The organism is Lysinibacillus sp. RC79 (genome assembly GCF_041262405.1).
In the GTDB taxonomy this organism is placed as follows: domain Bacteria; phylum Bacillota; class Bacilli; order Bacillales_A; family Planococcaceae; genus Lysinibacillus.
This window is the reverse complement of the sequence record NZ_JBGCCD010000066.1, coordinates 1-2,052: the sequence shown is the minus strand read 5'-3', so window position 1 is coordinate 2,052 and position 2,052 is coordinate 1. Positions and strand designations below refer to the sequence as shown.

The 2,052-nt window shown below is 32.8% G+C and carries 2 protein-coding genes; one reads left to right on the top strand and one right to left on the bottom strand.

Features of this window, described 5'->3' with window-relative positions:
* Nucleotides 1-623 precede the first annotated feature (623 nt).
* Entirely contained in the window at nucleotides 624-1,088 is a 465-nt protein-coding gene (locus tag ABH968_RS27655) for a DUF4429 domain-containing protein (protein WP_370049211.1), read from the top strand.
* Nucleotides 1,089-1,500: 412 nt separating this feature from the next.
* Here the strand turns inward: ABH968_RS27655 and ABH968_RS27650 are convergent, their stop codons facing one another.
* Complete coding sequence (locus ABH968_RS27650) at nucleotides 1,501-1,767, bottom strand: hypothetical protein (protein ID WP_370049209.1); 267 nt, start codon at nucleotides 1,765-1,767, stop codon at nucleotides 1,501-1,503.
* Nucleotides 1,768-2,052 lie beyond the last annotated feature (285 nt).

Sequence of the window (2,052 nt, the reverse complement as noted above, 5' to 3'; positions counted from 1 at the left end):
GTGCCAAATGAAAAAAGCGAGGTATTCAACGATTTAATCGTTGAATACCTCGCAATGTGAGAAGATATGGACTTTTTCAGTGCCCTTCTCATAATGAGTGTGACTTTGAAATTCTGATTATAATTCTTCTAAATAGATTGTAGCTATGATACTTCTTGGTCTATAAGTAAAAGTTCTTTCACTCACGCACCTGTAATTACCATCAATATTAACTACATCACCAACGTTCGGAATCAAAGCTGATAGAAAGTGGTTAATGTCATACGTCATAATCACTTCTCCGTTTTGTTCACAAAAAGTGATTGTAATCTGTTCTAAATTTCCTCTCATCTTTGGCACCAACTTCCACACTAATCATAGAATAGATGGAATCATATGTCATCAATAGAAATATAAAGCATAACAAAAAGACATACCTTGAGTGATGTAGACCTTATACGCTCAAGTTTGTATCCTACTGTTCTTTTATGTTTATCTTTCAATTATTAATAGTACTAAATTTTGGTTCAACTATTTCTCATTATGAAGTGAAAAAGAACAACAAACTATTAAGGTTTTCCTTTTTTGTATATACTTTTTTCCACTAATTTCTTAAAATAGAAATATAAAGGGAGGCTATTAACATGACACAAACATTTGAATTCAAAAGTGTTGGTAAATACAGCGTTAGTGTAGATGACAATGCTGTTAAGATTGAAACAAAAGGTATGCTCAATTACATTAATAAAGGTGGTTCAAAAGGAATCAAATCAATTCCATTAAAATCTATCACTGCCGTACAATTTAAAAAACCTGGGCTCACAAACGGCTACATCCAATTTGCATATGGCGGCTCCATTGAAACTAAAGGTGGAACGGTGAGTGCGGTGAAAGATGAAAATTCAATCATGTTTGCTAAGAAGGAATTAGCCCAAGCTCAAGAATTAGTTGATTTAATTGAAGCTAAACGGCATGCAGATCCTACTCCTCCCCAAACAGCTTCAGTAAGCTCTGCAGATGAAATTCTAAAGATGAAAGAGCTATTAGATGCTGGCATCATAACTCAAGACGAATTTGACGCAAAGAAGAAATTATTGTTAGGAATTTAATTCACTCTTCCCGTAGTGCGCCACAAAATATTAGTCTTATTTCGGAGAGAAGCTTTTCCTCTCCGTTATTTTAATTTTAATGCTGCTACAACATCAGCCGTTGTGCTATATTTACTCCACATGCTTAAACGGCTGAAATCGGATATGATTCGCACACTACTTTACTACTACTATGATACTGTTTAGTTTGTAAATATCTACTCAGAGGGTTCTCCCTCTTTATCTTTTAAGAAGGTTCTTATATTTCCAAAATTAAAGTAACCATCATCATTTAAAAATAATCCTTAAAATCCTCAATAAACTAGCATCCATTTCTCCTTTTTTGCCATCTGTTAAGCACACTCATGACTAGCAATAGTATGGAGTATAAGAAAAAGCCACACCAAATGGGCTGTGACTTGATATTAATATGTTATTCAGTCATTAATGTCTCAATGGTTTTACTTTCATTACAGATAAGACTATTAGCTTTAAATTTTATACTCGTTGAAAGCATCTGCAACATACTTAATTCATTAGCCAACTTTTCTAATTCAACCAAGCCTTCGCTTTGCAAATTACTAACTTCCAACTCAAGTTGTTTTAATGATTTTTGAATGAATTCTATATTTCCCTTGTATTCCTCTAAAATAATTTTAGTATCCAATATCTCAACCTTATTGTTAGTGTTTTTTTGCATATGCTGACTCTCCCTTTCTATCTATAAAGTCACCTTTATAGCGCAATCTTTGTTACATGAGATATTGAAAAACACCTAAGAACATGAAAGCATCTCAAAAACTGGATTTAATTAACACTATTATAAAGTTGTTTAACTTATTTAACAATATTAATTTCTTTGAAATGAAATTAAAAAGCCACACCTTGTTAGAAGGGCACTGAAAAAGTCCATATCTTCTCACATTGCGAGGTATTCAACGATTAAATCGTTGAATACCTCGCTTTTTTCATTTGGCACTGTGAC

Bases quoted from the DNA above. Each gene is read 5' to 3' on its own strand.
- ABH968_RS27655 (WP_370049211.1), top strand. From the start codon at position 624: ATGACACAAACATTTGAATTCAAAAGTGTTGGTAAATACAGCGTTAGT.
- ABH968_RS27650 (WP_370049209.1), bottom strand. From the start codon at position 1,767: ATGCAAAAAAACACTAACAATAAGGTTGAGATATTGGATACTAAAATT.